The sequence below is a fragment of the Macromonas bipunctata genome (assembly GCF_002837135.1).
Lineage (GTDB): Bacteria > Pseudomonadota > Gammaproteobacteria > Burkholderiales > Burkholderiaceae_C > Macromonas_A > Macromonas_A bipunctata.
This window is the reverse complement of record NZ_NWBQ01000043.1, coordinates 1-24,981: the sequence shown is the minus strand read 5'-3', so window position 1 is coordinate 24,981 and position 24,981 is coordinate 1. Positions and strand designations below refer to the sequence as shown.

General features: G+C 62.4%; 18 protein-coding genes and 1 pseudogene. 8 read left to right on the top strand and 11 right to left on the bottom strand.

Annotated elements, in window-relative coordinates; translation table 11 throughout:
• Positions 1–429: 429 nt before the first annotated feature.
• Together CON76_RS06515 and CON76_RS06510 are read left to right on the top strand one after the other, a co-directional pair.
• Complete coding sequence (locus CON76_RS06515; RefSeq protein WP_169929005.1) at positions 430–870, top strand: BLUF domain-containing protein; 441 nt, start codon at positions 430–432, stop codon at positions 868–870.
• Positions 871–904: 34 nt separating this feature from the next.
• Positions 905–2,467 (top strand): methyl-accepting chemotaxis protein, encoded by a 1,563-nt coding sequence (locus CON76_RS06510; protein ID WP_101102557.1) that lies wholly within the window; start codon positions 905–907, stop codon positions 2,465–2,467.
• 19 nt (positions 2,468–2,486) lie between these two features.
• On the opposite strand, the gene can is transcribed toward CON76_RS06510, so the two are convergent.
• The 8 genes and pseudogenes from can to glyQ form a co-directional block, all read right to left on the bottom strand.
• The gene (gene can / locus CON76_RS06505; protein ID WP_205758195.1) at positions 2,487–3,146 is read right to left on the bottom strand and encodes a carbonate dehydratase; all 660 of its coding nucleotides are present in this window, start codon (positions 3,144–3,146) and stop codon (positions 2,487–2,489) included.
• A 29-nt stretch (positions 3,147–3,175) separates the two neighbouring features.
• On the bottom strand, positions 3,176–5,044 hold the full coding sequence (locus CON76_RS06500) for a putative bifunctional diguanylate cyclase/phosphodiesterase (protein WP_240592790.1): 1,869 nt from the start codon (positions 5,042–5,044) through the stop codon (positions 3,176–3,178).
• Positions 4,993–5,895, bottom strand: a pseudogene (locus tag CON76_RS13555) (MASE3 domain-containing protein). Before CON76_RS13555 ends, CON76_RS06500 begins: the two are co-directional and overlap by 52 nt.
• Before the next feature lie 182 nt (positions 5,896–6,077).
• A complete protein-coding gene (locus CON76_RS06495; protein ID WP_420812922.1) occupies positions 6,078–6,845 on the bottom strand; it encodes a lysophospholipid acyltransferase family protein in 768 nt (255 codons plus the stop codon).
• Complete coding sequence (gmhB, locus tag CON76_RS06490; protein WP_240592789.1) at positions 6,845–7,459, bottom strand: D-glycero-beta-D-manno-heptose 1,7-bisphosphate 7-phosphatase; 615 nt, start codon at positions 7,457–7,459, stop codon at positions 6,845–6,847. Before gmhB ends, CON76_RS06495 begins: the two co-directional genes overlap by 1 nt.
• Positions 7,460–7,473: 14 nt before the next feature.
• Positions 7,474–9,654, bottom strand: coding sequence for a glycine--tRNA ligase subunit beta (glyS, locus tag CON76_RS06485; protein ID WP_101102556.1), 2,181 nt, complete (start codon positions 9,652–9,654; stop codon positions 7,474–7,476).
• A gap of 62 nt (positions 9,655–9,716) precedes the next feature.
• Positions 9,717–13,721, bottom strand: coding sequence for an Eco57I restriction-modification methylase domain-containing protein (locus CON76_RS06480; RefSeq protein WP_101102555.1), 4,005 nt, complete (start codon positions 13,719–13,721; stop codon positions 9,717–9,719).
• Positions 13,722–13,736: 15 nt separating this feature from the next.
• A complete protein-coding gene (glyQ, locus tag CON76_RS06475) occupies positions 13,737–14,657 on the bottom strand; it encodes a glycine--tRNA ligase subunit alpha (RefSeq protein ID WP_101102554.1) in 921 nt (306 codons plus the stop codon).
• A gap of 234 nt (positions 14,658–14,891) precedes the next feature.
• Between glyQ and CON76_RS06470 the strand changes: the two genes are divergently transcribed.
• Positions 14,892–15,404: a MarR family winged helix-turn-helix transcriptional regulator gene (locus CON76_RS06470; protein WP_240592788.1), complete on the top strand. Its 513-nt coding sequence runs from the start codon at positions 14,892–14,894 to the stop codon at positions 15,402–15,404.
• 24 nt (positions 15,405–15,428) lie between these two features.
• A complete protein-coding gene (locus CON76_RS06465) occupies positions 15,429–15,692 on the top strand; it encodes a hypothetical protein (RefSeq protein ID WP_101102552.1) in 264 nt (87 codons plus the stop codon).
• Positions 15,693–15,758: 66 nt separating this feature from the next.
• On the opposite strand, the gene lnt is transcribed toward CON76_RS06465, so the two are convergent.
• The 3 genes from lnt to argC all read right to left on the bottom strand — a co-directional run bounded on the left by lnt (position 15,759) and on the right by argC (position 19,320).
• Positions 15,759–17,459: an apolipoprotein N-acyltransferase gene (gene lnt / locus CON76_RS06460; RefSeq protein WP_101102551.1), complete on the bottom strand. Its 1,701-nt coding sequence runs from the start codon at positions 17,457–17,459 to the stop codon at positions 15,759–15,761.
• Positions 17,459–18,334 (bottom strand): HlyC/CorC family transporter, encoded by an 876-nt coding sequence (locus CON76_RS06455; RefSeq protein WP_101102550.1) that lies wholly within the window; start codon positions 18,332–18,334, stop codon positions 17,459–17,461. Before CON76_RS06455 ends, lnt begins: the two co-directional genes overlap by 1 nt.
• Before the next feature lie 65 nt (positions 18,335–18,399).
• Entirely contained in the window at positions 18,400–19,320 is a 921-nt protein-coding gene (gene argC, locus CON76_RS06450; protein WP_101102549.1) for an N-acetyl-gamma-glutamyl-phosphate reductase, read from the bottom strand.
• Positions 19,321–19,525: 205 nt separating this feature from the next.
• Between argC and sucC the strand changes: the two genes are divergently transcribed.
• From sucC to CON76_RS06430, 4 genes are all read left to right on the top strand, one after another.
• Complete coding sequence (gene sucC, locus CON76_RS06445) at positions 19,526–20,707, top strand: ADP-forming succinate--CoA ligase subunit beta (protein ID WP_101102573.1); 1,182 nt, start codon at positions 19,526–19,528, stop codon at positions 20,705–20,707.
• A 24-nt stretch (positions 20,708–20,731) separates the two neighbouring features.
• Positions 20,732–21,625 (top strand): succinate--CoA ligase subunit alpha, encoded by an 894-nt coding sequence (gene sucD, locus CON76_RS06440; protein ID WP_101102548.1) that lies wholly within the window; start codon positions 20,732–20,734, stop codon positions 21,623–21,625.
• Positions 21,626–21,820: 195 nt separating this feature from the next.
• Positions 21,821–24,247 (top strand): DUF4347 domain-containing protein, encoded by a 2,427-nt coding sequence (locus CON76_RS06435; protein WP_101102547.1) that lies wholly within the window; start codon positions 21,821–21,823, stop codon positions 24,245–24,247.
• A gap of 88 nt (positions 24,248–24,335) precedes the next feature.
• A complete protein-coding gene (locus CON76_RS06430; protein WP_101102546.1) occupies positions 24,336–24,923 on the top strand; it encodes a CHASE2 domain-containing protein in 588 nt (195 codons plus the stop codon).
• Positions 24,924–24,981: the final 58 nt, after the last annotated feature.

The following is a 24,981-nucleotide window of genomic DNA, read 5'->3' as shown; positions in this document are numbered from 1 at the left end:
AGGCAGCAGGCAGCAGGCAGCAGGCCATTCCTAGCCATCAGCAAAAAACATGCCCAAGGTAGGGGATGGTCTTGGTGTTTTTTGCTTATTTTTTGGTATCTAGGTTTTCAACAGCGGCGATTTCTTTCGCAAGGTAGCTGCACCCAAATCCATCGGTCTACGCCGATGTGGCTGGTCAATCGACCAAACCTCAAGCATCCACATATTCCCCCAAAAAGACGGGGGTGCTCCTTTGTTTTCTGGCGAGGCTGTCACGCCTCGGCCATGTGCAGGACATTCAACTGCGTGAAGCAATTACGCAAGGCTATCCGTCATACCTTGTTATTGTAAATTATTTTTAATAAATAAAATAATTTATTATTTAATAAAGATTCTTATTTTTTATATTACATATTGATGTGCAACCTTAATTCAACTTTTTACACAAACATGTCGGAATTAAACTACCTTATTTATGTATCCAGCGGATGTGATTTAATTAAATTTCAATTGCCATTTTTACTAAAAAATTCCAAAAACAACAATAAGTCTTATGGAATTACTGGAATGCTTTTGTTTGATGACGGCAACATCATGCAGTATTTAGAGGGTCCACAAATCAGCGTCAATCAATTGTACGAACGCATTGAGCACGATCCGCGCCACAAAAATATAACCAAAATTATTCAAGAACCCATTGAAGTTCGCATGTTTCCAGAATGGCACATAGGATTCAAATCTTTTAATGATCCCAGCATAAAACACATGGAGAAAGATCCTTTGAAATTAAAAAATACAATATATTCACTATCGCCAAAAACAAATTCTAGGGCAGCATTGCTGTTACGTGGATTTTGGCAAAGATGGTCGAGCATCAATTCTGCGAAATGAAACACAACATTGATTATCACTGATTGGAAAAAATATGAAACTAATTAATACTTTATCTATCAAAAACAAACTTATTTATTCTTTTGGAGGGTTGGCAATTATATTATTTTTTGTATCTTATTTATCAATAACATCCGTAAAAGATGAGCATGATTTGTTCTCAAGCTATGTCAATGAAACCAGTGTACGGGTTATGTTGGCGAACGATATTCTTGACGCTGCAAATGCCAGAGCCATCGGCGCAAGAAATCTTGTACTCGCTGGAACACTGGCAGAACGTGAAATCGAGAAAATTGCCATCGAAAAAGCACATCAAAAAATAACTTTGTCTGTAGCCAAACTTAAAGAATCAATTTCAAAAATTCAAAGGATCTCTGAAAAAGAACAAAATCTATTTAATGCGATAGAAATATCTGAATCAAAATACGCGCCAATCGCACTAAATATTGTTGATTTAGCATTAAAAGGTGCGGCAGAAGAGGCTGTTTTAAAAATGAACAGAGACTGCCGTCCGCACCTTGCAAATCTAATCATTGCCGCCAACGAATACAATAAATACGTCGCTGACACAGCCGCGAAAGAAGTTGCAACAGCTCAAATTAAATACACCTTCAATAGGAATACCTTGATTGCTGTAAGTATTTTCTCCATTGGAGCAGCCCTTACACTTGCACTTATCATCAGCCGATCCATTGGGCATGGTGTCAATAAGGCTATTCGTGTCGCGCAATCTATTGCGCAACGTGATTTAAGTCAAAAAATCACCATCAAAGGCAAGGATGAAATTGGCCAACTTTTGCAGGCCATGAAAAATATGCAGCAAGATTTGCATGAAACCTTGGTAACCGTTCGCGATTCCTCCGAAACTTTGGCTCAAACCAGCGACGAGATTGCACAGGGCAACCTGGATTTGAGCGGGCGCACCGAGACCACGGCCTCCAGCCTGCAGCAAACCGCCGCCAGCACCGAGGAAATGACCAGCTCGGTGCAGCACAGCCTGAGCGTGGCGCAGCAAGCCGCCAGCAGTGCCCGAACCGCCAGCGCGGTGGCCAGCGAGGCCGGGCAGTCGGTGGCGCGGGTGGTCTCGACCATGGACGGCATCACCCAGGCGTCGCGGCGCATTGGCGACATCATCGGCGTCATCGACAGCATCGCGTTCCAGACCAACATCCTGGCGCTCAACGCTGCCGTGGAAGCGGCCCGCGCGGGCGAACAAGGGCGCGGCTTTGCCGTGGTGGCCACCGAGGTGCGCAACCTGGCGCAACGCTCGGCGCAGGCGGCGCAAGAGATCAAGAGCCTGATCCAGTCCTCGGTCGATCAGGTCGAGGCCGGGGCGCAGGAAGTCCACCTGGCGGGCAGCACCATGGAGCGCGTGGTGGCGTCGGTGCAGGAGGTGGCCACGCTGATCCAGGATCTCAGCGGCACCGCCGCCGAGCAAAGCGGCGGCATCGCGCAAATCAACAGCGCCATGGCGCACCTGGACCAGATGACGCAGCAGAACGCCGCGCTGGTGGAGGAGTCCAGCGCCGCCGCCAGTTCGCTGCGCGCTCAGGCGTTTGTGCTCAAGGACAACGTCAACCGCTTCAAGCTGGGCTGAGCGGCGGCGGGCTGCAGCTTCAGGCGCTGCCGCGCGGGTAACGCTTGAGCGCGTTGCGGAACACGTCCACCACCTCGCCGGGGTGGCGCATGCTCACGCCCAGGTCTTTCACCAGCCCGTCCTTGAGGCCGTAGCACCAGCCGTGGATGGTGAGCTTCTGGCCCCGGCTCCAGGCGTCCTGCACCACGTTGGTCAGAGCCACGTTGCCGGCTTGCTCGATGACGTTCATCTCGCACAGCACGTCCTCCTGCTCGGGCACGCTGAGGTGGTCCAGGCGGCGGCGGTGGCGGATCTTGACGTCGTGCACGTGGCGCAGCCAGTTGTCGGCCAGGCCCACGCGGGTGCCGCGCAGCGTGGCCAGCACGCCGCCGCAGCCGTAGTGCCCCACCACCATGATGTGCTCGACCTTGAGCGCGTCCACCGCGTACTGGATGACGGACAGCGCGTTCAAGTCGGAGTGGACTACCACGTTGGCCACGTTGCGGTGCACGAACACCTCGCCCGGATCCAGCCCGGTGATCTCGTTGGCGGGCACACGGCTGTCGGCGCAGCCTATCCACAGGTACTTGGGCGTTTGCTGCTGCGCCAGTTGCCCAAAGAAGCCCGGGCGCTGCTGCTCCATGCGCGCGGCCCAGACCCGGTTGTTGTCGATCAGGTGTTGCAGTGAGGTGTTCATCATGAGCAGCGATTGTCGGGCAAAGACCGCATTCAGGGGAGGCTGGCGCGCTCAAATCCCTGCTCGATGCGGCGCTCCAGCTCCGGGGCGGGCAAGGCGGGGCTGAACAGGTAGCCCTGCATCTCGTCGCAGCCCAGCTGGCGCAGCACGTCAAACTGCTCGGGCGTCTCCACGCCTTCGGCCACGGTGCGCGCACCCAGGCTGTGCGCCATGCCGATGATGGCGTTGACGATGGAGGCGTCGTTGGCGTCGGTGGCAATGTTGCGCACGAAGGACTGGTCGATCTTGAGCTTTTGCACCCGCAGCCGCTTGAGGTAGCTCAGCGAGGAGTAGCCGGTGCCAAAGTCGTCGATCGAGAGCGACACGCCCAGCGCGTGCAGCTGGCGCACGGTCTCGGTCACGTTGCCAGGCTGGTCCATGGCCATGCTTTCGGTCAGCTCCAGCTCCAGCCATTCGGGCGGCAGGCCGCTCTCTTGCAGCACGTCCTGCACCAGCTGCACCAGGCCGGGGTGGCGGAACTGCGCCATCGACAGGTTGACCGCCACCGTCAGGCTGCTGCGCCCGGCGTCGAGCCAGCGGCGCGCCTGCAGTGCGGCGGTGCGCAGCACCCAGGCGCCTATGGCAATGATCTGGCCGCTGCTCTCGGCCACCGGAATGAAGTCGCCCGGGCTGACCATGCCCCACTCCGGGTGGCGCCAGCGCACCAGCGCCTCCACGCCCACCAGGCGCTGGTCGCAAGCGCGGATCTGGGGCTGGAAGTACACCATCAGCTGCTCTTGCGGCAGCGCGGCGCGCAGGGCGTTTTCGAGTTGCAGCACGCGGGTGGCGCGCTGCTGCATGCCGGGGGCAAAGAAGCGGTAGGTGTCGCGCCCCTCGCCCTTGGCGCGGTGCAGGGCCGATTCGGCGCACTGCGCCAGGGTGTCGAAGTCGCTGCCGTCGTCGGGGTAGAGCGCAATGCCGACCGAGGTCGTGACCACCAGCTCGTAGGCGTCGGCCAGCCGGTAGGGCACTTGCAGCGCCTGCTGCAGCTCCTTGGTGGTGTGGGCGGCGGCCTGGGGCTCGCGCAGCAGCGGCAGCACCACCATGAACTCGTCGCTGCTGTGGCGACACAGCAGGTCTTGCTCGGGCAGCCAGGCCTTGAGGCGCTGCGCCACCGCCTGCAGCAGCGCGTCGCCTACCTTGTGGCCCAGCGACTCGTTGATGTGCTTGAAGTTGTCCAGGTCCAGGTGCAGCAGCGCCACATAGCCGTGCGCGTGCTGCGCCAGCGCCAGCACCTGCTGCAGGCGCGAGGCAAAGAAGGTGCGGTTGGGCAGGCCGGTCAGGGCGTCAAAGTGGGCCAGCTGCTCGATGCGCGCCGCCGCGCGCTTGCGCTCGGTGACGTCTTCCTTGATGGCCAGGTAGTTGATGGTCTGGCCCTGCTCGTTGGCAATCGGGAAGATCAGCGCGTCCTCGATGTAGATCTCGCCGTTCTTGCGCCGGTTGGTGAGTTCGCCACGCCAGCTGTGGCCGCTGGTGATGCTGGCCCACATGGCCTGGTACACCTCGGGCGGGGTCTGGCCCGAGGCCAGCAGGCGCGGGTTGTGCCCCAGCACCTCGGCGGCGCTGTAGCCGGTGCAGGCGGCAAAAGCGGGGTTGACGTACTCGATGCGCGCGTCGGGGTCGGTGATGACGATGGCGTGGGGGTTTTGCTCCACCGCCATGCCCAAACGGCGCAGCGCGGCCTGGTCGCTCATGCGCTGGGTGATGTCGCGCGAGAGCACCACGAAGCGCTCGCCGCGCACTTCGTCGCCCTGCTTGCGCGCCACCGACAGCTCGAACCAGTGCGCGCTGTTGGCCAGCGGCAGCTCGATCACCTGGCCGTAGGCGTGGCCGTGGGTGCGGGCCTGTGCCAGCGCGTCCACCACCTGCTGCGCGGCGGCAGCACGTCGTGCACGGTGCGGCCCAGCAGGCTGGCCACCGGCGCGGCCAGCAGGTCGGGGCGCGGTGCGTAGACGTTGCAGTAGCGGCCCTGGGCGTCGATCTCGAACACCACGTCGGGCACCGCGTCGAGGATGGCTTGCAGCGACTGGCGCGACTCGTTCAACGCCCGGTAGGGCTGCGTGACGGTGGTGACGTACACCCCCTGGTACAGCAGCCAGTAGGCCAGCGCCTTGTACACGTGGCCGGTGAAGTTGAAGAGGTCGGTGGCGCTGAGGTAGAGCGTGAAGAACACCTCGCTCATGGCCATGACGCACACCGCCGCAAACAGCATGGGCACGTTGAACTGCTGGCGCTGGCCGCGCTGGCGCCACAGCAGCACCGCCGTGAGGGCGTGCAGCGCAATCACACCCCATTCGGCAGCCAGCTTGAAGGGTGTGAGGCCCTGCCCCGGCACAAAGGTGGCGGGCAGCAGGTGCGGGTACAGCAGCAGTGCGGCGCACAGCAGCACCGTACCACCCAGCACCGCCAGCAGGCCCCACACCGGGCTGATGGGCCACAGCAGTAGCACGCGCCAGGGCCAGCGCCGCCACGACCAGAGCGACCACGGCCACCACACCACCAGCAGCAGCACCAGCGCCGCCGCGTAGCGCGCCGCCAGCTAGAAGTGGATGCCCTTCTGCACCGAGTTGGGCGTGAAGAAGTCGGGCATGCCAACGAAGGAGGCGCCATGCACAAAGTCCAGCAGCGCCACCGCCAGAAAGCCCAGCGCCAGCACCAGCACCCGGCCCTGCGGGCGCTGGCGGTGCGTGTTCCAGCCCACGGCAAAGATCATGGCCGACACCGCAATCGCCAGCGTCTCCAGCGCCTGGTGCCAGATCAGGAAGTGCGGCACGCTGGGCCAGTGCAGCCATGGCGCCAGCCCCCACAACACCAGCATGACCAGCGCCGAGGCGCCCAGCACGCGCCAGGTGCGCTGCCACTCGGGTGCGGTCGCCGGTGTGGAGGTGGCTGTGGTCATGGCTGTGGCGCGTGATCGGAAGAAGAATAGGCCTGCGGGTCAAGACGGCGCATTTCGGTCTCGATCCAGGTCTGCACCTCGGCCATCAGCTCCTCGGGCTTGCGCCCGGTGCTGGGGATGGCGGGGCCAATCGAGATCTCCACCACACCGGGGCGCTTGATGAAGGCCTTGCGCGGCCAGCATTTGGCCGACGTGACGGCCACCGGAATCACCGGCGCGCCGGTCTTGACGGCCAGCCACGCGCCGCCGGTCTGGTACTGGCCCTGCTGGCCGCGCTCGATGCGCGTACCTTCGGGGAACATGATGACCCAGGTGCCTTGGTCAAGCAGCCGCTGGCCCTGCTCTTGCAACTGGCGGAAGGCTTGCGAGCGTTTGGAGCGGTCGATGTGGATCATGTCCATGCACGCCATGGCCCAGCCAAAAAAGGGCACGCGCAACAGCTCTTTCTTGAACACAAAGGCCAGCGGGTGCGGCATGAGCGCGGGCATGGCAAAGGTCTCCCACGTGGACTGGTGCTTGACCAGCAGCACCGCCGGCGCGTTGGCCGCCGTGGGCAGGTTCTCGTAACCGGTGACGTGGTTGCGGATGCCCATGATCCAGCCGCCGCTGTCCACCGCCAGCTTGAGCCAGCGCGCGCACCACCAATACACGCGGGTGCGGCTCATGAACGGCGCGGCCACCACCACCGCCAGCGCCCACGGCACCACCGTGACGGCCATGAACAGCATGTGCAGCGCCGAGCGCAGGAAAGACAACACCAGCATCAGACGGACACTTTCTGCGCATCGCGCGCCAGCACAAAATCGGCAAACGCCGACAGGTCGGCATGCACCTGTGTGTCCGGCGGCAGGCCGGGGGGCAGCGGTGCGTCGCCCGCCAGCGCGGACTGGCCGGTGCGGATGAGGTGCGCCTGGCACCCGGCGGCGGCAGCGGCCTGCACGTCGCGCACCGAATCGCCCGCCGCGACGATCTGCGCCGGGGACACGCCCACGCGGCGCGCAATGTCGAGGAACAGGCCCGGCGCGGGCTTGCGGCAAGCGCAGTCGTCCTCGGGGGCGTGCGGGCAGAAGAACACGGCCTCGATGCGCCCGCCCGCTGCGGCCAGCAGCTTGTGCATGCGCGCGTGGACGGCGTTCAGGGTGGCCACGTCGAACAGCCCGCGCCCCAGGCCGGACTGGTTGGAGGCCAGCACCACGCGCCAGCCACCGTGGTTGAGGCGCGCCACCGCCTCCAGCGCGCCGGGCAGGGGCACCCAGTCCTCGGGGGCGCGCACAAAGTCCTCGGGGTCGGGGCTGAGGGTGCCGTCGCGGTCCAGCACCACGAGCTTGACCGGGGCGTGCTTGCGCGGCAGCGCCGCAGGCGATACAGGGGCAGACAAGGCCAGTGCTCCGTTCAGGCCGCCAGGCGCGACAAATCGGCCACACGGTTCATGGCCAGGTGCAGCTTGGCCAGCAGGCCCAGGCGGTTGGCCTTGAGCACCGGGTCGGGCGCGTTGACCATCACCTGGTCAAAGAAAGCATCGACCGGGGCTTTGAGCGCGGCCAGCGCCTTGAGGTTGGCGGTGTAGTCGCCACGGGCCAGCGCGGCATCGGCTTCGGGGGCCACGTGCAGCAGCGCCGCCGACAGGGCGGCCTCGGCGGCCTCTTGCAGCAAATCCACGTTGACGAAGGGCTCGACCTCGGCATCGGCTTTTTTGAGGATGTTGCCCACACGCTTGTTAGCTGCGGCCAGGGCCGGGGCTTCGGGCAAGGCGGCAAAGGCGCGCACGGCGGCCAAGCGTTGCGCCACGTCGCTCATGCGGGTGGGGCGCAGCGCCAGCACCGCGTCCACTTCTTGCGCGCTGTAGCCTTGTTCGCGCAGGCTCACGGCCAGGCGGTCAAGCATGAAGTCCAGCACGGTGTGGGTGGGTGGCTCGATCAGGTCGCCAAACGCATCAACCGCCACGCCCAGCAGCGCGGGCAGTTCCAGCGGGAGCTGGTTTTCGGTCAGGATGCGGATCACGCCCAGCGCGTGGCGGCGCAGCGCGAAGGGGTCTTTGTCGCCGGTGGGCAATTGGCCAATGCCGAACAGGCCGATGAGGGTTTCGAGCTTGTCGGCCAGCGCCAGCACGGTGCCGGTGTGGTTGCGCGGCAGTGCGTCGCCCGCAAAGCGGGGCTTGTAGTGGTCTTCAATGGCGATGGCCACGCCGTCGCGCAGGCCTTCGTGGCGGGCGTAGTAACCGCCCATGATGCCTTGCAGCTCCGGGAATTCGCCCACCATGTCGGTCAGCAGGTCGGTTTTGGCCAGCAAGGCGGCTTGCTGCACTTTGCTGTCGAGCACGTCAAAGTGGTCTTTGTCGTCCAGCGTGAACGGCACCGTGGCCAAACTCCATTGCTGCACGATGCCGTGGGCAATGGCGCGCACGCGCTCGGCGCGCTGGCCTTGTGTGCCCAGCTTGTTGTGGTACACCACTTTGGCCAAACCGGGGATGCGGCTTTCCAGCGTTTTTTTGCGGTCTTGGTCGAAGAAGAATTTGGCATCGGCCAAACGCGGGCGCACCACGCGCTCGTTGCCCCCAATCACGGCGCTGGCATCGGCGGGGCTGATGTTGCTGACCACCAGAAACTGGTTTGTCAGTTTGCCGTGTGCGTCCAGCAGCGGGAAGTACTTCTGGTTGGCCTTCATGGTCAGAATCAGGCATTCCTGCGGCACTTCGAGGAATTCTGCTTCAAACTGGCACACCAGCACGTTGGGGCGCTCGACCAGCGCGGTCACTTCGTCCAGCAGCGCATCGTCCTCAATGGGGCGGCAGCCGTTGCCCACTTGCGCGGCGGCGGCGGCCAGTTGGCGTGCGATCTCGGCCTTGCGTTCGGCAAAGCTGGCAATCACTGCGCCTTGGGTGCGCAGGGTGTCGGCGTACACGTCGGCGTGGGCCAGTTCCAGCACTGGCTGCGCGGCTTCAAAGCGGTGGCCTTGCGTGGTGCGGCCAGCGGTCAGGCCCAGCGTCTTGACCGGCACGACGGCAGCGCCGTGCAACGCCACCAAACCGTGGGCGGGGCGCACAAAATGCACGCTGCTCCAGCCGGGCAAGGCGCAATCGGTTTCCAACTGGTACGTCATCACTTTGGGGATGGGCAGTTTGGCAATGGCTTCGTCCAGCGCCTTTTGCAGGCCCACGTCCAGCGTGGCCCCGGTGACAACGCTGTTGTAGAACAGCACTTCGGCTTTGCCGTCCACGGCACGCTGCAACGCGGCCAGCACGGCGGCGGGGTCGTGCAGGTCCAGGTCAGCACCCAGCGCGGTGAGCTTTTTGATGAGCGCGGGCGTGGGCTGGCCTTCGGCGTTGAGGCCCACGGCCACCGGCATCAGCTTGATTTGCACGGGCTTATCGTCGGCCTTGAGCCAGATGTGGCTGATGTGCGCGGCCAGGCGGCGCGGCGAGGCGTAGGGCGTGACCACGGTGTCGCCGGAGGTCAGGCCCTGCGCCTTGAGTTGCTCGAACAGGCCCGTGGCAAAGGCATCGCCCAGTTTTTTGAGCGCCTTGGGCGGCAGTTCTTCCACAAAGAGTTCAACCAGCAGATTTTGTGTCGTCATGTTTTTGTGTACGGGGTAAGAGGCTTAAAAATGGATTTTGCGCGATGCGGGCGGCGGGTGGTTCAGTGCGGTGGCAACAGGGTCAGGTATTCGGGGCGTTTGCTGGCCATGACTTTGAAGCTGGCGACCATGTGGGCCAAATCGGCGGGCTGCAAGCCGTAGAGCCGGGCCACGCGGTGGTCGATGTCGGCGCGCAGTTTGTCTTGCGCTTTGGGCGTGGTGGGCACGTGCTTTTTGCCCACCCCCAGCGCCTGCATGGGGGCGGCCAGGTCGGTGGCAAAGTCGTCCCAGCCAGCGGCCAAGGTCAACAACAAGGCGTTTTTGGCCAGCGCGGCGTAGTCGGGGTTGGCCAGAATGTCCGCATCGCTGGGCTGGGGCATGGGCAGGCGGTAGAGGTAGGTCTGGCTCACGTTGATTTGCACCATGAAGCGCGCCAGCCAGTCCGCTGGCAAGCTGTTGAGCCACGCCAAGGCAAACAACAAACGCAACGGTGAAACCGGTTGTACGCTAACACTCAATTTTGCTTTTTTGTCGCCGTGAGCACCATCAACCGTCTGCAATACGTAATGCTTGGGCACGCTGGCAAACATTGAGTGACCCGTACCGCAACGTGGTGGCAACAGTGCAAAAATTAATGTGCGCTCATTGGTATCGCTGGAAACGACACGGAAGGCCAGACGTACAAAATCCCGGTCAAAACTTACAGAGTTAGCGTACTTGGCCACTTCAGATTTAGGTACGCCCAGATTTTGGGCCATACGGTGCAGCTCTTTGCTGTGCAAGCGCGCGTCGAAAGCAACGGGTTCCAGCCAATACTGCGCCGACTCAAATAAGTGGTTGTACTGCCAAATCATCTTGCCTTCGTACAGCGGCAGGGCACCATTTACGGCTTGCTCTAAAAACAAGTCCTTATCGTGGGTCATGTGCAACTCACGCCGGAAGTCCAGCCAATTGGCGGACAGCGGCGCAAAGGCGGCGTAGCACTGGCTCAAGATGGGCACATCTTGGGCATGGTGCAGTTCCATCAGCGCCCACTGCTGCGGCGACAACGCGCGCACGGTGGCCAGCGGGTACGGCACATGGCGCGCCGGGTCGTCCAGCTCGGCGGCATCCAACACGTAGAACGCGGTGTCGATGGCCACATCGCCGCGAATGGCTTGAAAGATGTCGTCCGCGCTGGCGGGGTTGGCCTGCGGCGCAGCGCCTGGGCGCAGCGGGGGCGGCACGTTGAGGACTTGCATCAGCGCAAATTTGTAGCTTCGATGCACATCCGGGAAGATGCCCTTGTTGTTCTCGAAGCTGTAAAAGAACGGCATCTGGCACCGCGTCAGGATGTGCTGGCGCAACGCCAGCGAGCCTTCCTCAAACATCAACGCGCTGGGCAACACGTAGTTCAAGCTGCCGCCGGGGGCCAGCAAACGCAGGTTGCGCTCCACAAACAGGCGAAACAGGTTGCCGTCAATCGCACCTTTGTTCAGCGGGAACAGGTCTTTGTCTTTGTAATAGGCATCAAGTGCTCCCGTCTGCTTCTGCGCCTCATCGTACCGGGCCTGAATGTGGGCGCTGCCCAACAAGCGTTGTTGGATGGCGGCTTTTTCGGCGTTTTTGGCGCTGCGGTAGCGGCTGTGGTACTGCGGAAAGAAGTCGGTGTCGCTGAACTTGGTTTTGTCCCACGGCGGGTTGCCCACCACCACGTCAAAGCCGGGGGCGTTGCCGCCAAAAGCCTCGGGGAAGGCCACTTCGTAATGGAAGAAGTGGTAGCGCCGGGCGTAGTCCTCAATCTGTTGCAGCACGCGGGTGGGGGCGTTGCCGTGTTCATTGAACAGTTGGGCCAGCAGGTCGGGGGTTTTGTCCAGGGCTTCGCATTCGGCGGACTGGCCTTCGGCCAGCAGCATGCGCCGCGTGGTGATGAAGCTCAGGGCGCGGAACAGCGGGCGCAGTTGGGGCATCACGCTGTTGCGCCACAAGGTTTTGCTGTGCGCCACTTCGGCGGCGGTGGTGTCGCGCATGGCATCCAACTCGTGCATCACGCCGCGCAGTGCGTCAAAACGGGCCGCTATGCCTTGCACAAACAGGTCGTCTTGCGCGCCGGTGGTGGTGTTGTGGGCAATGCAGTCTTGCACCGTGGCCCCCACCAAGGCGTTGCCGTGCTGGATGTGGTGTTCGATGAACGACAACGGCGTGCCAAAGATGAAGCTGTCCATCCACAGGCTCAGGCGGGCCAGCTCCACGGCAAAGGGGTTCAAGTCCACGCCGTAGATGCAGCGTTTGAGCAGCAGGCGCTTGAGGATTTGGCCGTCGTCGGGTGTGTGCGGCAGGTTGAGCGCGGCACATTGGGCGCTGATCTTGGCGCGTTCCTCGTGCAGCAGTTGCGCCAGTTCGGGGTCGTGCTCCAGCCGCTGCACGGCCAGGTCGGTCAGGCACGCCAGCGCCTGCACCAAAAAGTGCCCACTGCCGCAGGCGTTGTCCAAAATCTTGAGTTGGGCCAGCGGCTTGCCCGCTTGCAAGGCGCGCGCCATGCTGGCCTGCACCAGCCGGTCGGACAAGCTGGCCGGTGTGTAGTAACTGGCGCTGGTTTTGCGCGAGTTGCTGGCACTTTTGAGGTACACCTCGCCGGCCTGCACGCTGAATTCGCGCAGCACTTTGAAGCCTTTCTCCTTGCGGATGCGGGCCTCGTCGTAGGTGTCAAAGTAGGCTTCGACCGTTTTGCCCGCCGTGCTGCTGCTCTGGTATTCGAGGTAGGTGGCGGCCTCGGGCGCACGCTCAAAGCGGAATTCCAGCAAGCCTTCGTAGATGCGGCCCAAGTGGGTCACGCTCATGTGGCGGAAGTCGCGCCGCACGTCAAACTGGGTATCACCCCGGTGGGTCTTGAAGCGCAACTGGTCCAGCATCGACAACAGGGTGGTGTTGTCGAAGATTTTGGGCGCTTGCAGCAGCGGGGCACGCGCGGGGTCGAACAAGCCGCCGTTGAACAGCGGCACGTCGATGTCGCGCTCGCCTTCGTCCAGCATGCGGAACAGGTGGCGCAGCGCCAGCATGCCGTTGTGCTGGTGGGGGCGGCGGGCCACGTCGTGGCGCAATTGCCGGTGCAGGGCTTGCAGGCTGTGTTCGTTGTAGAACGGGTGCAGGGCCAGCAGTTCGCGGTTTTTGTCCTCAAAATAGACCACAAACAGCAAGCGGAACAGCAGGATGATGCTGTTTTCGTACACCGCCTCCAGCGTGGGCGGCGCAGGGGCCACGGCGGCGTTGGCCTGGTAAATGGCTTTGCCGATGCGCTCGAACAGCGAATCTTCGCCCTCGTAGCCGTAAATCACGGCCTTGAGGTTGTCTTCCACGGCTTCGGCAAAGCTGGTGGCCTCGGCCAGTGTGCGCTCGATGCCGGTGTGGCCCGGCTGGGCTGGCGCGTCGCCCGCTGGGGCGTAGGTGTTGCGGCCAAAGAAGAAAGCAAACAGCGCCAGCGCCTGTTGGCGTTCGTCACCGGCGGGCAACGCCAGCAGTTGCGCCAAGTCAAATTCAATGAAGGTTTTGCGGGCGGTGATTTTGTCGGTGTCGTACACGCGCCAATGGCGGCCATTGGTCAAAAAGCCAAAGCGCACGCGCAGGGTGCTCAGGTAGTCCTGCAACTGGTGGTGCGGGTTGTCCAGGCGCGCTTTGCCGGTATCCAGCGGCTTGCCCCAAGCCTTGGCCTCGGCAATGGCGGCAATCAGGTGGCTGCCCGCGCTGTGCTGGGCCATGAGTTGCGGCGCGTGGGCGGGCTGCAACAGCAGGCACCAGTCGGGCTTGGCGGTCTTGCCCTGCACCGTCAACACTTGTTGCGGCACGGCCTCCCACCCCAGTTGCTTGAGCAGCGGGGCAATCAGGCTGTCTTCCAACTGGGCCTCGTTGCACTGGGCCAAGGTGTCGGGCTGAAAGTGCGCGTGCAACCACGCCTCCCAGCCGGGCGGCAGGGGCTGTGCGGCCAGCTCTTGCGCCTTGTGGCGCAAGAAGGTGTCGTCCAGCAAGCTGTTGTTGAGCCAGTGCTGGCCAAACACTTCGGTCAACAGGGCGGCGTGGGGGAGCGTGGTCATGGAGTGAACAAGCGGTTAGGCGGTTTTTTTCTCGATTTGCTCGACCCATTCGCGGGGTGCCATCGGGAAGCCCAGCCGCTCGCGGCTTTCGTAGTAGCTCTGCGCCACGGCGCGCGCCAAGTTGCGGATACGGCCAATGTAGGCGGCACGTTCGGTCACGCTGATGGCGCCGCGCGCGTCCAGCAGGTTGAAGGTGTGCGCGGCCTTGAGCACTTGCTCGTAAGCGGGCAAGGCCAGTTGCTGCGCCATCAGGTGCTGGGCCTGTTTTTCGTGCGCGGCAAAGGCGGTGAACAGGAAGTCGGCATCGCTGTGCTCGAAGTTGTAGGTCGATTGCTCGACCTCGTTCTGGTGGTACACGTCGCCGTAGGTGAGCTTGGTGCCGTCGGCGCGCTCAGTCCATGTCAGGTTGTAGACGTTGTCCACGCCTTGCAGGTACATGGCCAGGCGTTCCAGCCCGTAGGTGATCTCGCCGGTGATGGGCTTGCAATCGATACCGCCCACTTGCTGGAAGTAGGTGAACTGTGTCACTTCCATGCCGTTGAGCCACACTTCCCAGCCCAAGCCCCATGCGCCCAAGGTGGGGTTTTCCCAATCGTCTTCCACAAAGCGGATGTCGTTCTTTTTCAGGTCGAAACCCAACGCCTCCAAGCTGCCCAAATACAGCTCCAAAATGTTGCTGGGCGCGGGCTTCAAGACCACCTGGTACTGGTAATAGTGTTGCAAGCGGTTGGGGTTTTCGCCGTAGCGGCCATCTTTGGGGCGGCGGCTGGGTTGCACGTAGGCGGCTTTCCACGGCTCTGGCCCCAAGGCGCGCAAAAAGGTGGCGGTGTGGCTGGTGCCAGCGCCCACTTCCATGTCGTAGGGTTGCAGCAAGGCGCAGCCTTGGGCATCCCAGTAGGCTTGCAATTTCAGAATGATTTGTTGGAAGGTCAGCATGTGGTGTGCCTGCGGTGGGCGATGCAATTCGCCATCGGTAGAGGAATTCGGGCCTGCCCCCGGTGGGGCCTGCAAAGCGTAGATTCTAGGGCGCAGCCACCCTGCCGGGGCCGCTTGCACCACAGCTGCGGTGTGCCACCCCCTGAAAATTGTTGCATGGGCACGTGTGCGCACGCCCGCGCTGGTGCATGATGCCCGGTGTATTGAATTGCCAACCGTCATTATTTCACCGCCGTGCCAGACCAGTCGCTTACCGCCTCCGTGCCACCTTCCTTGCCAGACCACCAGCGCGAACAGGCGGCGCAGGTGCTGCGCCAGTTCCGGGTGGTGTTCAACGCCGTGCGCACGCACTTCCAGCAGGTGGAAAAGCGGGTGGGCATCGGCGGGGCCCAGGTGTGGGCGCTGCACGTGGTGCGCGAGCGGCCCGGCATCGGCATCAACGAGCTGGCGCGGCGCATGGACATCCACCAGTCCACCGCCAGCAACCTGGTGCGCCAGCTGGTCAAGCGCGGGCTGGTGCAGCTGCAAAAGTCCACCATCGACCGGCGCAACGTGCAGCTGTTTGTGGAACCGGCGGGCCTGACGCTGCTGCAAGGCGCGCCCGGCCCCTACGAAGGCGTGCTGCCCGAAGCCCTGCAAAAGCTGCCCCCCACCACCCTGACGCAGCTGCAGCACCACCTGGCACAGCTGGTCCACATGCTGCAGGCGGACGAGAGTGCGGGCGGCATTCCGCTGGCCGAGCTGTGAGCGCACTGCGGCAAAGGCACCACCATGAGCGAGCAGCAAGACCCCCGCATCATCAAGTCGCTGCGGTCCGAGATCATCGACCGCAGGACGTGGCAGACCCGCACCGTGGTGCTGGCGTTTGGCATCCTGTCGGGCCTGACGGTGGTGGCCTTCACCTGGATGACCGAGCACGCCTTCGCGCTGTTCGAGCGTGGCCGGGCGGCGGCGGCGTGGCTGCCGCTGGTCTGGACTCCGCTGTGTACCGCCAGCGTGGTCTGGGTCAGGCACCGGACACGTTGCAAGATGTAACAAGGGGTGTCAATTGTATTTATGCAAATGCAATTGGTCAAGCGCGCCAGGTTGGCGCACCCGGACTCAGGTGGTGCGGCGGCGGCGCCACAGCAGCAGCAACACCAGCCCGCCAGCGGCCCACAGCGGCCCCAGGCCCCAGCGGCTGGCCCAGCGGGCGTAAGGCGTCAGGCCGGTGCGGCCCTCGGCCTGGGCGTGCAGCACGGCGCGCGTCAGGCGGGGCAATTCGTGCGTCACTTGCCCCAGATGGTTGATGACCGCCGTGGCCCCGGTGTTGGTGGCGCGCAGCATGGGGCGCTGCAGCTCCAGCGCCCGCATGCGCGAGATGTGGCGGTGCTGGTCAATGGCCACCGAATCGCCAAACCAGCCGATGTTGCTGACGTTGACCAACACCGTGGGCGCACGGGTGGGGTCGGCAAAACCAGCGGCCAGTTCTTCGCCAAACAGGTCTTCGTAACAGATGTTGGGCGCCATGCGCTGCCCGCCCCACAGCAACGGCGGCTGGGCCAGCGTACCCCGGTTGAAGTCGCCCAGCGGGATGTGCATCAGGTTGGTGAACCAACGGAACAGCGGCGGGATGAACTCGCCAAATGGCACCAGGTGGTGTTTGTCGTAGCGGTGAAAGTCCAGCGCCCCCGGTGTCCAGCCCGCCACCGAGTTGGTGTAACCATCGGCCAAACTGCCCAGCGGCAGGCCCAGCATCACGGCGGCATCGCCCGACGCAATGGCGTTGAGCAGGCTACGCCAGTAGGCAGGATCCATGTCTTGCGGCAACAGCGGGATGGCGGTTTCGGGGGCCAGCACCAGACGCGGGACTGCGGTAGCAGCGGATAGCGCGTCAGCGCCCTGCCCTGCCAGCGCTGGGTCGGCTGCCACCGCTGGGGCCACGGGCGCAACCGCTGCGCGCAGTTGCTGGCCGTACCAGTTCAGCGCATCGGGCACACCGCTGCCAGCCTGGAATTTTTCGTCTTGCGCAATGTTGCCTTGCAGCAGCGTCACGGCCAGCGGACCGCTGGAGCTGGTGTGCAGCGGCAACACTTGTTGCAACACCTGACCAGCGCCGGGCCAGGCCAGCAGCCACAGCCAACCCGCACCCAGCACCAGCGCCCAGCCGCGTGCGGCCACGGTACCCGCCCCCAGCCAGCGCGTGGTCGGTGCCGCTGATGCGGCCAAAACCGGCACCATGCGCCCGCGCCACGGCATCCCAGCGGACAGCCACGCCGCCACCCCGGCACTGAACGCGCCCAAGCCATACACGCCCACATACGGAGCCAACGCGCCCAGCGCATCGACCAACGCATACCCCCCTGCGCCCCACGGAAAACCCGTCAGCCAACGGCCCCGGGCCAGCTCGGCCAGCGTCCAGCACGCGGCAAAGGCCAACGCTTGCACCGCAGGCGTAGCACCACGCCAATGCCAGAACGTCGCGCCAGCAGCAGCGTAGAACAACGCCAGAAACCCCGCGAGAGCCAACACCGCCAGCACCGCCAACGCAGCGGGCAAGCCGCCGTAGGTGTGCATGGAAATGAACAACCACCAAAACGTGCCCGCCAGCCACACCAGCGCAAACCACCACGCGCGCACCGCCGTTGCCCGCCACGATGGCGCAGCGCGCAGCACCGGCACCAGCAGCAACAACCCAACCCATTGCAGCCAAGCCACAGGCTGGCCCTGCGGCAACAGCGTACCGGCCCACGGCCAAGCCAGCGCCAACGCCTGACTGGCCCCGGCCACCAGCAGCCACGGCCACCAGCGCAGCGGCGGCATCAGGCCCCAGTGCCCAGGCGCACCACTTTGAACCACTTGACCGCACCGCCTTTGGTGTGCTGCACCACCAGGCGCAAACCGTTTAAATCGTGGCTTTCGCCGCGTTTGGGCACCCGACCCACGGCGTGCGACACCATGCCACCGATGGTCTCGAACTCATCTTCGGGCAATTGCAGACCAAAGGTCTGGTTCATGTGCTCCACCGGCGTTTCACCACTCACACGCCAGCCGCCATCGGCCAGCGCCAGCACGTGGCCCGCGTCCTCGTCCACGTCAAACTCATCCTCGATCTCGCCCACAATTTCTTCCAACACGTCCTCAATCGTGATGAGGCCCGCCACGCGGCCAAATTCGTCGATTACGATGGCCAGATGGTTGCGGTTGCCCCGGAAGTCGCGCAACAAGTCGTTGAGACCCTTGTTTTCGGGGATGAACGTGGCGGGGCGCAGCAAGTGGCGCACGTCGGGGCCAGTGTCCCCAGACTGGCATTGCAACTTGAGCAAGTCCTTGGCCAACAAAATGCCAACGATGTTGTCGCGCTCACCTTCAAACACTGGAAAGCGGGAATGCCCGGTTGCAATCACGGTTTGCAGCAGCTCGGGGTAGGGTGCGTTGATGTCCAACACGTCCATGTGCGGGGTGGGCACCATCACGTCGCCAGCGGTCATGTCGGCCATGCGGATGACACCTTCCAACATGATGCGCGACTCGGCGTTGATGATCTCGTTGTCCTCGGCCTCGGCCAAGGAGTCGATCAATTCGTCTTTGGAGTCGGGGCCGGGGTGGATAAACTCGGCCAGTTTTTGCAGGAAACCGCGTTTGTCTTCGTGCCGCACACTGCGGTGCGGCACGCTACTGGGATAAGGGTCTGCCACTGTCGGACAAGGTAGTTGCGATGGGGCAAGGATACCCCATGCGCCTGACCGCGCCGTGGCGCAAATCAAACGCCCAGCATCAGGCGCAGGTTCTGCACCGCCGCGCCGCTGGCACCCTTGCCCAGGTTGTCCAACCGTGCCACCAGCACCGCGTGGCGGTGGGCGTCGCTGCCAAACACGCGCAGCTCCAGCAGGTTGGTGTCGGCCAGCGCCACGGCGTCGAGCTTGTTGTCGTCGGTGGCGGGCAGCACGCGCACGCATTCACTGCCCGCGTAATGCTGGGCCAGCGCGTTGTGCAGATCGGCCAAGGTGGGCTGGCCCGGCAACAGGTCGAGGTGCAGCGGCAGCTGCACCAGCATGCCTTGCGCAAAGTTGCCCACGGCGGGCACAAACACGGGGCGGCGGGTCAGGCCGGTGCAGGCCATGATTTCGGGGATGTGCTTGTGCCCCAGCCCCAGCGCGTACAGTTCAAACGGCGCGGCGGTACCCGCCTCGTAGGCCTCGATCATCGGGCGACCGCCGCCGGTGTAGCCGCTCACGCTGGGCAGGGCCACAGGGTGGTCTGCGGGCAACAGACCCGCATCAATCAGCGGGCGCAGCAGCGCAATGGCCCCTGTGGCGTAGCAGCCGGGGTTGGCCACGCGCTCGGCGGTGCGCACGGCCTCGGCCTGGGTGGCGCACAGCTCCGGAAAACCGTACACCCAGCCCGGTGCCACGCGGTGCGCGGTAGAAGCGTCGATGATGCGCGGTGCCTGCTGGCCTGCGGCCTTAAGTTCGTCGATCATGGCCACCGATTCGCGCGCTGCGTCGTCGTGCAGGCACAGAATCACCACGTCGGCTTGCGCCATCAGCTCGCGCTTGGCGGCTGGGTCCTTGCGGCGCTCGGGCGCAATGCTCAACAGCGTGAGTTGCGGCAGGTGGGCCAGGCGTTCGCGGATCTGCAGGCCGGTGGTACCGGCTTCGCCATCGATAAAAATGTGGGGCATCAAGATTCTCCTGTGGGTATGCGTCACACCATAGCGCCAAACTATGTCAGTTTGGAACAAGGTTAAAGTCGTTACCGCATGATACATTTCTGAATTCGTGTGTCCCTTGCTCCCTTGCACAGTGCCGTGTTGTTTTACCGGAATGTTCAGGCACTTTGCCCGCAGGGCGGACGTGTTGTTGACCGACTCCCAAGAAAGCTTTTTTATGAAGATTCACGAGTACCAAGGCAAGGAAATCTTGCGTCAGTTTGGCGTGCCCGTTCCGCGCGGCATCCCGGCATTCACCGTGCAAGAAGCCGTCGAAGCGGCCCAAAAACTCGGCGGCCCCGTGTGGGTTGTCAAGGCCCAGATCCACGCCGGTGGCCGTGGCAAGGGCGGCGGCGTTAAAGTGGCCAAGAGCATCGAAGACGTGCAACGTCTGGCCGGTGACATTCTGGGCATGCAGCTCATCACGCACCAAACCGGCCCGGAAGGCCAAAAAGTGCGTCGCCTCTACATTGAAGACGGTGCCGACATCCAGAAGGAATACTACGTCTCCGTCGTGACCGACCGCGCCACGCAAAAAGTGGCCTTCATCGCTTCGAGCGAAGGCGGCATGGACATTGAAGAAGTGGCCCACAACACCCCTGAAAAGATCGTCAAGATTTTTGTCGATCCGATCGAATGCGTGGACACCGGCCTGAGCCGCGAACAGGCGCTGGAACTGGCCCAAGGCATCGGCATGCCGGAAGACTCGCAAGAACAGGCCATCGACCTGTTCCAAAAGTTGTACCAGTGCTACATGAAGACCGACGCTTCGCTGGTCGAAATCAACCCACTCAACCGCGACAGCAAGGGCAACCTGATCGCCTTGGATGCAAAGTTCAACTTTGACGCCAACGCGCTGTTCCGCCACCCGGACATCGTGGCCTACCGCGACCTGGACGAGGAAGATCCGGCGGAAGTGGAAGCCTCCCAGTTCGACCTGGCCTACATCAGCCTGGACGGCAACATTGGTTGCCTGGTCAACGGTGCTGGCTTGGCCATGTCCACCATGGACACCATCAAGCTGTTCGGCGCCGAGCCGGCCAACTTCCTGGACGTGGGCGGCGGTGCCACCCCCGAAAAAGTGACCGAAGCGTTCAAGATCATGCTCAAGAACGACAAAGTCAAGGCCATTTTGGTCAACATCTTTGGCGGCATCATGAAGTGCGACACCATCGCCACTGGCGTGATCACCGCTTGCCGCGCCGTGAACCTGAGCGTGCCGCTGGTGGTGCGCATGAAGGGCACCAACGAAGAGCTGGGCAAGAAGATGCTGGCCGAATCCGGCCTGCCCATCATCAGCGCCGACACCATGGCCGAAGCCGCCCAAAAGGTGGTGGCTGCCGTTAACGCCGCCGCCTGAGCCCCACGCCCAAGGAAACAGAACATGTCTATCCTGATCAACAAAGACACCAAGGTCATCACCCAAGGTATCACCGGCAAGACCGGTATGTTCCACACCGAGAAGTGCATCGAGTACGCGAACGGCAAAAACTGCTTCGTGGCCGGTGTGAACCCCAAGAAGGCCGGTGAAAAGATTCTGGACGTGCCGATTTACGGCACCGTCAAAGAAGCCGCTGCCGACACCGGCGCTACCGTTTCCGTGATCTACGTGCCGCCGGCAGGTGCTGCCGCCGCCATTTGGGAAGCCGTGGAAGCCGAGCTGGACTTGGTGATCTGCATCACCGAAGGCATTCCGGTCAAGGACATGCTGGTGGTGCGCAACGCCATGAAGCACCGCGTGGCACAAGGTTTCAAAGAAACCCTGCTGCTGGGCCCGAACTGCCCTGGCCTCATCACCCCCGATGAGATCAAGATCGGCATCATGCCCGGCCACATCCACAAAAAAGGCCGCATTGGCGTGGTCAGCCGCTCCGGCACCCTGACCTACGAAGCCGTGGCACAACTGTCCGAACTGGGCATTGGCCAATCGAGCGCCGTCGGTATCGGTGGCGACCCGATCAACGGCCTGAAGCACATCGACGTGATGAAGGCGTTCAACGACGACCCGGACACCGATGCCGTGATCATGATCGGTGAAATTGGTGGCCCGGACGAAGCCGAAGCCGCCCTGTGGTGCAAAGAAAACATGAAGAAGCCGGTGGTCGGCTTCATTGCTGGCGTGACCGCGCCGGCTGGCAAGCGCATGGGCCACGCCGGTGCGCTGATCAGCGGCGGTGCCGACACGGCCGATGCCAAGCTGGCCATCATGGAAGAATGCGGTTTCACCATCACCCGCAACCCGTCGGAAATGGGCCGCCTGCTCAAAGGTTTGCTGTAAAGCCAGCCCCCAGCCCTGCCCCGTGTGTTGAACTGACTCCGGGGCGACGCTGAACACTAGGCCGGAGCGCGCTGCAAGGTGCCCTCCGGCTTTGGTGTTTTTGGGCGGGCGTTTTGTTGAGGTTTTGCAAATAGATTTAATTTTGGAAATTATTTTCAGGTGATAATCTTCAAAAATTCAACCAAACTGTCTGCCATGACCACTTCCAGCCTTATCTTTGTCGATGCCCGCGTCAGCGATTACGCCCAACTGATGGCATATCTGCCAACGACCGCCGAGGTGGTGGTACTCGACAGCGCCACCGGCGGGCTGCAACAGATGGCCGATTATTTGGCGGGACGTACCGGCATTGAGGCCATCCACGTGGTGTCGCACGGCAGCCAAGGCGCGCTGTACTTGGGCAACACGCGGGTGGATGGCGACTACCTGATTGGTCACAGTGCGCAACTGGCCAGCATCGGCAGCAGCTTGACCGAGACAGGCGACATTTTGCTGTACGGCTGCAACGTGGCGCAGGGCGATGTGGGGTTGCAGTTTGTCCAGTCGTTAGCCAATTTGACGGGAGCCGATGTAGCAGCCTCCGTTGATGTTACCGGCTCTGCTACATCTGGCGGAGACTGGGAATTAGAGTACACCGCAGGGAATGTAGTTCTTCCCATTCACATGTCAGAAAGTTGGACTGGATTACTGGGTGACGACTACGCAGCCACCACTGCAACCACGGGAGTGGTGCCAGTTGGCGGCCAAGTCACGGGCACCATTGAGCTGGTGCAGGACGAGGACTGGTTCAAGGTTGCACTGGTGGCCGGTACAACGTACGTCTTTGACCTGCGCGGTGCCGATGGTGGTGGCGGCACTTTGGGCACAGGATCGGCGGAAGCTTACCTGAAACTCTACGGCCCGAATGGGTCGTATACCGGGACTACGGCTTACAACGGAGGAACTGGTGGCGACCCACTGATGTCGTATGCCGCGACTGTGTCGGGCAACTACTACCTGAGTGTTTCCGACTTGATGGACGCAGGTACCGGAACCTACACGCTTCGGGTTTCTGAGTCGGCTGTAACCGACGATTACGCAGCCACCACTGCAACCACGGGAGTGGTGCCAGTTGGCGGCCAAGTCACGGGCACCATTGAGCTGGTGCAGGACGAGGACTGGTTCAAGGTTGCACTGGTGGCCGGTACAACGTACGTCTTTGACCTGCGCGGTGCCGACGGTGGTGGCGGCACTTTGGGCACAGGATCGGCGGAAGCTTACCTGAAACTCTACGGCCCGAATGGGTCGTATACCGGGACTACGGCTTACAACGGAGGAACTGGTGACGACCCACTGATGTCGTATGCCGCGACTGTGTCGGGCAACTACTACCTGAGTGTTTCCGACTTGATGGACGCAGGTACCGGAACCTACACACTGCGCGTTTCAACAGCGTATGAAAATGTAAATACTCCCCCGGCGGGCTTGGTCGTAGTCACAGGAACCGCCATTCAAGGTCAGGCGCTGACCGTAACCAACACCTTGGCCGACGTGGACGGTCTTGGCACCATCAGCTACCAATGGAAGGCCAACGGTGCCGCCATCACGGGTGCTACGGGCACCACCTACACGCTGGGTCAGGCCGACGTAGGTAAGACGATCAGCGTCACGGCCAGCTACACCGACGGCCAAGGCACCGTCGAGGCCGTCACCAGCAGTGACACTGCTGCGGTCACGGCTGCCGTCAACACCATTACCGGCAACAGCAGCAACAACGTGTTGTTGAGCACTGTCGGTAATGATGCGATTGACGGTGGTGCTGGTACCGACACCGTGTCGTATGCCAATGCCACCGCTGCTGTCAACGTAACACTGGCCAGCAACACGGAGCAAAATACTGGCGGCGCGGGTATCGATACTTTGCTCAACATCGAGAACCTGACCGGCTCCAAGTACAACGACAAGCTGACCGGCAATGCTGCCGCCAACGTCCTCAACGGCGGCGCAGGCGCAGACACCATGACTGGGGGCAACGGCAACGACACCTACTACGTCAACCACGCCAGCGACTTGGTCAACGAGGCGCTGGCTGGCGGTACCGACACGGTGTACAGCACGTTGCTCGCCTACACCTTGCGTGCCAACGTCGAAAAAGGTGTGGTGCAGGGCACCGTCGCGGGCAACCTCACGGGCAATGCTCTGGCCAACACGCTGACCGGCAACGCTACTGCTAACCGCCTCACCGGTGGTGCTGGCAACGATACCTTGCAGGGCAATGGTGGCAACGACATCCTGATTGGTGGTGCGGGCAAGGACGTACTGACTGGCGGCGCTGGCAACGACGTGTTCGACTTCAACACCGTGGCCGAATCGGGTCTGACCGCCACCACACGCGATGTCATCACCGACTTCGTGCGTGGTCAGGACAAGATAGACCTCTCCACCATCGATGCCAACACCGCATTGACAGGCAACCAAGCCTTCACGGGTTTGATTGGTGCCAACGTGGCATTTACCAAGGCCGGTCAACTCAGGCTGAATGCGGGTGTGCTGTACGGCAACACCGATGCTGACGCTACGGCGGAGTTTTCAATCGCCTTGACCGGCATCACCACACTGGCCAACACCGACTTCGTGCTGTAACGCACTCTGTTGTAGGGTTTGGTGCGCTGGCGTGTCCGGCCTCTGCGCGCCATGCTGCTGGGACAACACGACAATCACACAGCCCCGCATGCGTCACTCATTGCAACACACCGCACGTTTGTGCCTGACCTTGCTGCCCGTGCTGGTGATGCTGCTGCACGCGGGTGGGTGGTGGCGGCTGGAGGCGCTGGAGCGGCTCGAAGCGATGGTGTACGACATGCGGCTGCGGGCCTTCATGCCGCGCACGCTGGACAAGCGTATCGCTATTGTGGATTTGGACGAAAAAAGCCTGGCCGAGGTGGGCCAATGGCCGTGGTCGCGCCACCATCTGGCACGGTTGATGGACACGCTGTTCGAGCAACAACAGATTGCCGCACTGGGCATGGACGTGGTGTTTGCCGAAGCCGATGCCAGCTCAGGCCTGGCGCAGTTGCAAGCGTTGGCCGCTGGTGCGTTGCGCGATCAGCCCGGCTTTGCCCAGCAATTGGCCGCCCTGGCCCCGCAGTTGGACTACGACCAGCGTTTTGCCCAAGCGTTGCAGAACCGGCCTGTGGTGCTGGGCTACTACTTCAAGCACGATGCCACCGCGCGCCATTCGGGCAACTTGCCCGCGCCCGTGTTGCAACAACAGGCGCTGGGCGAACGGCGCTTTGCCTTGACATCCTCCCCGCCCTAAAGAGCGGGGATTCCTGCTGCCAGACGGCGATGCCCCGCCGCGAGAATGTTCCGGGCCG